4 protein-coding genes and 1 rRNA gene are annotated in these 8,290 nt (G+C 62.8%); 2 read left to right on the forward strand and 3 right to left on the reverse strand.

Annotation, left to right across the window (positions count from 1 at the left end; genetic code table 11):
• Positions 1-2: 2 nt before the first annotated feature.
• From EPD81_RS09865 to acnA, 3 genes are read right to left on the reverse strand one after another with little or no spacing between them, the layout of a single operon-like run.
• Positions 3-1,730, reverse strand: coding sequence for a TrkA family potassium uptake protein (locus tag EPD81_RS09865; RefSeq protein ID WP_142805275.1), 1,728 nt, complete (start codon positions 1,728-1,730; stop codon positions 3-5).
• Positions 1,731-1,742: 12 nt separating this feature from the next.
• Complete coding sequence (locus EPD81_RS09870) at positions 1,743-2,126, reverse strand: DUF6394 family protein (protein WP_142805276.1); 384 nt, start codon at positions 2,124-2,126, stop codon at positions 1,743-1,745.
• 50 nt (positions 2,127-2,176) lie between these two features.
• Entirely contained in the window at positions 2,177-4,894 is a 2,718-nt protein-coding gene (acnA, locus tag EPD81_RS09875; protein ID WP_142805277.1) for an aconitate hydratase AcnA, read from the reverse strand.
• A 241-nt stretch (positions 4,895-5,135) separates the two neighbouring features.
• Between acnA and acnB the strand changes: the two genes are divergently transcribed.
• On the forward strand, positions 5,136-7,733 hold the full coding sequence (acnB, locus tag EPD81_RS09880; RefSeq protein ID WP_142805278.1) for a bifunctional aconitate hydratase 2/2-methylisocitrate dehydratase: 2,598 nt from the start codon (positions 5,136-5,138) through the stop codon (positions 7,731-7,733).
• A 445-nt stretch (positions 7,734-8,178) separates the two neighbouring features.
• Positions 8,179-8,290, forward strand: a 16S ribosomal RNA gene (locus tag EPD81_RS09885); the annotation flags it as partial.

The raw sequence follows: 8,290 nt of genomic DNA on the forward strand, positions 1-8,290 counted from the left end.
GTTCAGGCTCCCCGCGTGCGGCTCTCCCACCAGCGTCCCAGCCAGGTCTGCGCTCGTTCACGGCCTTCGAGCAGGTAATGGAGCGTCGGCTCATAACCGCAGATTTCTTTGAGGTCGGCCAGGGCCCCGGCAGTACCACTTAGCAGCAATACATCGCCGGGGCGCAACGGGGTCGTGGCTTCGGGCAAGGGGCGCCAATGTCCGTCGTGCGCCATCGCTAGCACGTGCAAGGCCAGAGGTTCAGGTTTCGGAGTCGGTGATCGCAGTAAACGCTCGAGGGTGATTTCTTGGCCCTCGGCCAATGCGCCCCACAACGCCGGGGTAGTCTGGGGCAAGACCGGCAACTTGAGATTGCGCAAGGGACCTTTTTGCTTCAATTTCATCAGCTGTTCCAGCAGCTTTTCGGCTTCGGCATGCGTGGCATTGGCCAGCCAGCCGAGGAAGGCGAGGAGCTCCGGAAGGCGAAGCCAGGCAAGCGCTTCGGCGGCGACGAGGTGACGGGGAACGACGCGGAGGTCGTATGCGAACGATGAAAAGAGTACCCCGTTGCGTCGCCGATTTTGCCGTACTATGGTGTAGAGGGAAGGATTGAGGTTGCGTGCAGTGGCAATGATGGCGAGGTTATCCACGTCATGAGCCGTCGCGGCGACGATGCCGACCGCTTCTTCGATGCCTGCTTCGCGCAAGACCTCCGGCTGGGTAGCATCGCCATTGATCCACTTCGAATGTTTTCCTACGGCCATGGCGGAACGATCGATCATCACCAGTTCGATGTCACTGCTGCACAGCGCCGCTTGCGCTGCTTGTCCCAGGCGGCCGGCGCCACAAATGATCCATTTGCCCCTCGGTGGTGGTCTCTCGGTGCGGATTTCGTCGAGTGGCATGTCGAGCAGGATCTGGCGAATCCGCCAAGCCGCCTGATGTTCGAGCGCAAGCGCCAGGTCTTTCTGGAAGACGTGGAAAGGATCGATGATGACCGAAGTGCCGAAAGCGGCCATTTTGGCCACCGTCGCATCATGCTCGGCGCGACACACGGCGGGCAAATGAGGCGCGAGCAAGCGTTGCGCTTCGGCTACCGTGAGGTTGGCCATATCGTCGTCGGTCATCGCCGCAACGGCTGCACATCGCGGCTGAATCAGCCCCGAGGCGAGTAGCACGTTCGGGTCGCTTGCATCTTCCACCAAGGTCAGCGGTGGGAGGATGAATTCCATCATTTCCGAGGCTTCGATTTTTTTCGGGTCGAGGTCGATTGCTACGGTCGCGATCCCTTCACGGTCCAGAGCCTGGGCGAGATGCACGCCCGTTTCACCGAAACCCGCGATCAGTACGAAGGGTTGATGCAGACGGTGTACCTTCCGCGCAAACGTGAGCGCGGCCACCGCCCGGCGCAGCGCCTCGTCCTGCATCAGCGTGATCGCTTGTTTGAGCAAGTAAGCCCATGACAGCACGCTCAAGTAAATGACGACGATCGTCCACAAGCGCTGAGCGTCGGAAAAATCGTTCGGTATTTCGCCAAAACCGATGGTGGTGGCGGTGTAACTGACGAAATAGAAAGCGTGAAAGAGACTCATGCGCGTCGGGCGCCCTTCGGCGTCGGGCAAGCCGGGAACGAGCGTCAGACCGAGTACCGACAAGGCGAAGAGGCTGACCATGAGGATCAAGGGGCCCCGCACCCGGCGCAAGACCAGCAGAATGACGCTGAAATTGCGCTCGAATCCGACGATGTTCATGGAGCGTGCGCCTCAACGCCGTTGCATCAGAGTTTCAGCCACGAGGATGGTGACCGATACCAAGTTGGCAAGCAAAGCGCCCCCCGAAAGAGAGACGATGCGCGCGAAGATCGCCGGGGTGACGCCAGTAGGAGAGACGTGCTCGGCGTAGGCCCAGACGATGGCTGCAGTGATCAGCTGCAGGTCGGCCACGAGCGAAGTAGCGAGGTGCACCGCTCCGATCTGGGTGCGATCGCCCAGTTTCAGGATGGTGGCGATCAGGCTCACGACGAGGGCGGCAAAAAGCTCATAGAGATCGTGATGTTCGGCTACGTCGATCTCACCGATGAAAAAACCGAAGTTGAGGGTGGCGGCCAACAGGATGAAGAAACCGAAGACGACTTTTTCTGGGTTCACGGCAGTTCCTACCTAAAAGGAGCCCCCACCCGAAGGCGGGGGCGGATCGATCAAACGCGCGCCAGGATCTGGCGCAGCACGTAGGGGAGGATCCCGCCGTGGCGGTAGTATTCCACCTCGATCGGTGTGTCGATGCGCGAGAGCACCGGCACGTCCTGCGTGCTGCCGTCGGCCCTGCGGATGCGCAAGCTGAGCTGCTGCTGGGGTGCGAGCCGTGCTTCATCGAGCCCCAGGATGTCGAAAGTCTCGGAGCCGTCGATGCCCAGCTTCTGCCAGGAATCCTCGCCCAGGAATTGCAAAGGCAGCACGCCCATGCCCACGAGGTTGGAGCGGTGGATGCGCTCGAAGCTGCGGGCGATCACCGCCCGAATGCCCAACAGCATCGTTCCCTTGGCTGCCCAGTCGCGCGAAGAACCTGTGCCGTATTCCTCGCCGGCGAAGACCACCGTGGGGATGCCGCGCTCGCGGTAGGCCATGGCCGCCTCATAGACGGTGGTTTGCTGGCCATCGAGCAGCGTATAGCCCCCTTCGATGCGGCTGCCGTCGGGTTTGGGCGGCAGCATCAGGTTCTTCAGTCGGACGTTGGCGAAGGTGCCGCGCACCATCACCTCATGGTTGCCGCGCCGTGCTCCATAGGAGTTGAAGTCCTTGCGCTCGACGCCGTGCGCCTTGAGCCATTGACCCGCGGGGGAATTCTCGGGGATCGAACCGGCCGGAGAAATATGGTCGGTGGTCACCGAGTCGCCCAGCAGCAGGAGGGCCTTGGCGCCCGTGATCGGCTGCACGCCCGGCGGTTGCATGGAGAAACGATCGAAGAAGGGCGGGCGGGCGATGTAGGTCGACTTCGGCCAGTCGTAGACTTCACCCGTGGGCGCCGGGATGGAATTCCATAGGTCGTGATCCTTGGTGAAATCACGATACAGACGCCGGAAGACCTCCGGATCGTTGGCGTAGGGCAGGATGGCATGGATCTCCTCGCTGCTCGGCCAGATGTCGCGCAGATAGACCGGTTTTCCATCCGACCCCATGCCCAGCGGCTCGCTCGAGAGATCGACGTTCACCCGTCCGGCGATGGCGAAGGCCACCACCAAGGGCGGCGAGGCGAGGTAGTTCGCCCGGATGTTGGGGTGGATGCGCGCCTCGAAGTTGCGGTTGCCCGAGAGCACCGCCGCCACCACGAGATCGTTCTGCGTGATCGTCTGGTTGAGCTCGGGGGCGAGATCCCCGGCGTTACCGATGCAGGTCGTGCAGCCGTAGCCGGCCAGCGCAAATCCGAGCTTGGCGAGCGGATCGAGCAGGCCCGCTTTCTGCAGATATTCGGTGACCACACGAGAACCGGGGGCGAGCGAGGTCTTGATGTGCGGCGCCACGCTCAACCCTTTTTCGACCGCTTTTTTCGCCAGCAACCCTGCGGCGATGAGCACTGCCGGGTTGCTCGTGTTGGTGCAGGAGGTGATCGCGGCGATGAGCACGTCGCCGTGTCCGAGGGTGAGCCCTTCGCGCCCCGGCACGGGGTAGCGCTTGCCGAGCTCCTGGGCTGGCTTGCCGAAGCCGTTCTCGCCCACCGGTTTGGAGAAAAGCGTCTCGAAATTCGCTTTCATCGCCTGCAGTTCGATGCGATCCTGCGGGCGTTTCGGGCCGGCGAGCGAGGCGCGTACCGTGGAGAGGTCGAGCTTCAGCGTGCGCGTATAGTCGATCTCGCCCGCGCGCGGCATCCCGAAGAGGTTCTGGGCGCGGAAGTAGGCTTCGAACGCGGCGATTTCTTCCTCGGTACGGCCAGTCGCACGCAGGTACTCCACCGTCTTTTCGTCCACCGGGAAGAATCCCATGGTCGCACCGTATTCGGGAGCCATGTTGGCGATGGTGGCACGATCGGGCACGCTCAGGCTCGCAGCCCCCTCACCGAAGAATTCAACGAACTGCCCGACCACTTTCGCCTTGCGCAGCATCTCGGTGATCGTGAGCACGAGGTCGGTGGCGGTGACCCCTTCAGGGAGCGAGCCGACCAGTTCCACTCCGACCACGTCGGGGGTGAGGAAATACATCGGCTGTCCGAGCATGGCCGCCTCGGCCTCGATTCCGCCCACGCCCCAGCCGACCACGCCCACGGCATTGATCATGGTCGTGTGGCTATCGGTGCCCACCAGCGTGTCGGGATAATAGACGGGGCCTTCGGGCGTATCCTGCCGACGAACGCCGCGGAAGAGGTATTCGAGGTTGACTTGGTGGATGATGCCGACGCCCGGCGGGATGACGCGGAAGGTGTCGAACGCCTGCATGCCCCACTTCATGAACTGATAGCGCTCGCGGTTGCGTGCGAACTCCAGCTCCATGTTTTTGCGCAGCGCATCCGGCGTGCCGTAATGATCCACCTGCACGGAATGGTCGACCACCAGATCGACGGGCACGAGCGGCTCGATCGCTTTGGGATTTTTCCCCATTTCGGCCGCCGTAGAGCGCATCGCCGCCAGGTCGCACAGTAGCGGCACGCCGGTGAAATCCTGTAGCACCACCCGGGCGACGACGAAGGGAATCTCGTCAGTGCGTTTCCCTTGCGGCTGCCAGTTGGCGAGCTCGCGCACATGGTGTTCTTCGACGCGTACCCCGTCGCAATTGCGCACGAGCGATTCCAGCACCAGACGGATCGATACCGGCAGGCGTTTCACCGAGCCGATACCGAGCGCTTCCAGCGCCTGTAAATCGTGGAATTTCCCCGTCCCGACGCCCGGGATGTGGAAGGTCTTGAGCGTAGCGGCAGCAACGGACATCGGACACCTCCTATGAAAAACGCTCGTCAAACGGTTTCGTCGTCTGGCAATAGTCTAGAACATCTTCGACCCGATTGCCATCCAAGGGGCGATCGAAGTGAATTATCGTTCCGATCGAGGGTTCTTGCGCCTTGCCCTTTGGTACAATGAGCCGGGAGACGCTTGGGTCTTATAAAAGACATATAATATCGAACCTGTCCTTTTTCGCGGTCTTTGCCCAAACCCAGATGAGGTGATCGTCGTGCTAGAAGCCTATCGTGCCCATGCCGCCGAACGCGCCGCGCTCGGCATTCCTCCCCTGCCTCTGTCGAAAGAACAAACCGAGCAGCTCGTCGAGCTGCTGCGCCATCCGCCCGCCGGCGAAGAGGCTTTCCTGCTCGAGTTGCTCGAACAGCGCGTGCCGCCCGGCGTCGACGATGCCGCCAAGGTCAAGGCCGAATTCCTCGCGCGCGTGGCCAAGGGCGAAGAGAGCAATCCGCTGCTGTCGCGCGAGCGTGCCACCGAGCTGCTCGGCACCATGCTCGGCGGCTACAACGTCCAGCCCCTGATCGACTTGCTCGACGATGCGCTCGTCGGCCCCATCGCCGCCGAAGGGCTCAAGAAGACGCTCCTGGTGTTCGACTATTTCCATGACGTGAAGGAAAAAGCCGACCAGGGCAACGCGAACGCCCAAGCCGTGCTGCGCTCCTGGGCCGAAGGCGAATGGTTCACCTCCCGACCCCCCGTGCCCGAGCGCATCAAGATCACCGTCTTCAAAGTGCCCGGCGAGACCAACACCGACGACCTCTCCCCCGCGCCGGACGCCTGGTCGCGCCCCGACATTCCGCTGCACGCGCTGGCGATGCTCAAGAATCCCCGCCCCGGCATCGAACCGGACGAACCCGGACAGCGCGGCCCGATCCGCCTCATCGAGGAACTCAAGAAGAAAGGCAACGTGGTCGCCTACGTCGGCGACGTGGTCGGCACCGGCTCCTCGCGCAAGTCCGCCACCAACTCCGTGATCTGGTGGACCGGTCAAGACATCCCCTTCGTACCCAACAAGCGCTACGGCGGTATCTGCCTTGGCGGCAAGATCGCCCCCATCTTCTTCAATACCCAGGAAGACGCTGGCGCCTTGCCCATCGAGATCGACGTCAGCAAGATGGAGATGGGTGACGAGGTCGAGCTCGTCATCGACCACGACACCGCCGAAGTCAAAGCCTACAAGAACGGTGAGCTGATCGCCGAGTCTCGCCTCAAGACCCCGGTGCTGCTCGACGAAGTACGCGCCGGCGGCCGCATCCCGCTCATCATCGGCCGTGGGCTCACCGCCAAGGCGCGCGAAGCGCTGGGCCTGCCGCCGAGCACGCTCTTCCGTCTGCCGCAGCAGCCCAAGGACACCGGCAAGGGCTTCACGCTGGCGCAGAAGATGGTCGGTCGCGCTTGCGGTCTGCCCGAAGGACAGGGCGTGCGCCCCGGAACCTACTGCGAACCGCGCATGACCACCGTCGGCTCGCAGGACACTACCGGCCCCATGACGCGCGACGAGCTCAAGGACCTCGCCTGTCTCGGATTTTCCGCCGACCTGGTGATGCAGTCCTTCTGCCATACCGCCGCCTATCCCAAGCCCGTCGACGTCAAGATGCACCGCGAGCTGCCGAAATTCATCACCGAGCGCGGCGGCGTGTCCCTGCGCCCGGGCGACGGCGTCATCCATTCCTGGCTCAACCGCATGCTGCTGCCCGACACCGTCGGCACCGGCGGCGACTCGCACACCCGCTTCCCCATCGGCATCTCCTTCCCGGCCGGTTCGGGGCTGGTAGCCTTCGCCGCCGCCACCGGCGCCATGCCGCTCGACATGCCCGAATCGGTGCTGGTCAAGTTCAAGGGCGAAATGCAGCCCGGCATCACGCTGCGCGATCTCGTCAATGCCATCCCCTACTACGCGATCCAGCAAGGGCTCCTCACCGTCGAGAAGAAGGGCAAGAAGAACATCTTCTCCGGCCGCATCCTCGAGATCGAAGGGCTGCCGCAGCTCAAGGTCGAGCAAGCCTTCGAACTCTCCGATGCCTCCGCCGAGCGCTCCGCCGCCGCCTGCACGGTCAAGCTCGACAAAGAACCGATCATCGAATACCTGCGCTCGAACATCGCGCTCCTCAAGTGGATGATCGCCGAAGGCTATCAGGATCGCCGCACCCTCGAGCGGCGCATCAAGGCGATGGAAGACTGGATCGCAAACCCGCAGCTGCTCGAGCGCGATCCGGACGCCGAATACGCCGCGGTGATCGAAATCGACCTCTCCGAGATCACCGAGCCCATCATCGCCTGCCCGAACGACCCCGACGACGTCAAACGTCTCTCGGAAGTCGCCGGAGACAAGATCGACGAGGTCTTCATCGGCTCGTGCATGACCAACATCGGCCACTTCCGCGCCGCCGCCAAGGTGCTCGAAGGCAAGACCGACCTCCCGACGCGGCTGTGGATCGCCCCGCCCACCAAGATGGACGAGATGATGCTGCGCGAGGAGGGCTATTACGGCATCCTCGGCCGCGCCGGTGCCCGCATGGAGATGCCCGGCTGCTCCCTGTGCATGGGTAACCAGGCGCAGATCAAACGCGGCGCCACCGCGATGTCGACCTCGACGCGCAACTTCCCCAACCGTCTGGGGCTGGATACGCGCGTCTATCTCGGGTCGGCCGAACTCGCGGCGGTCTGCGCGCTGCTCGGCCGCATCCCGACGGTGGAGGAATACCTCGCGCATCTGCAACCGGTCACGAGCAAGGCGAATGAGATCTACCGCTACATGAACTTCGACCAGATCCCTGAGTTCACCGAAGTCGCCGAAAGCGTTTCGGTCTGAGCAGGCACCGAATCCCTGCTCCTCGAAGCAGGGAGGCATCATCCTTGGGACGGTACCCTCATGGGTGCCGTTTTTTTATGGATCCGATCAAAATTTCTTGTTTGCGCTCATCGCTGCCATTGCCTAGAATGCGCCTCTCTCCTGCTGCGGCCCCGGTGTCGTGTGGCCGAAGTGGGGGGTGTAGGTCGATTGCCGGTGGTGTAGGTCGATTGCCGGTGGTGTAGGTCGATTGCCGGTGGTGAGAGGGTTGTGGAATCGCGCCTTGCCGGGGTTGACTGCGGTGGAGAAGTAAGGAATAATGCTGGTTCTGCCGCGCCACTGAGGTGGTGTGGTGGTTGGAAGAAGTTCTTTAAGAATTTGGGGACAGTCGAGCGGTGTGGGTGTTGGCGCGGGATGGGTGCGCTGGCACGCGCATCGCCAGATGCGTGCGAGGTTTTTTTGGATTGAACCTGAGAGTTTGATCCTGGCTCAGATTGAACGCTGGCGGCATGCCTTACACATGCAAGTCGAACGGCAGCGGGCCCTTCGGGGTGCCGGCGAGTGGCGAACGGGTGAGT

It is taken from the genome of Tepidiphilus sp. J10, assembly GCF_006980785.1.
Taxonomy (GTDB): domain Bacteria; phylum Pseudomonadota; class Gammaproteobacteria; order Burkholderiales; family Rhodocyclaceae; genus Tepidiphilus; species Tepidiphilus olei.

Excerpts from the sequence above, each read along its gene's own strand:
- acnA (WP_142805277.1), bottom strand. The coding sequence starts at position 4,894 with ATGTCCGTTGCTGCCGCTACGCTCAAGACCTTCCACATCCCGGGCGTC.
- EPD81_RS09865 (WP_142805275.1), bottom strand. The coding sequence starts at position 1,730 with ATGAACATCGTCGGATTCGAGCGCAATTTCAGCGTCATTCTGCTGGTC.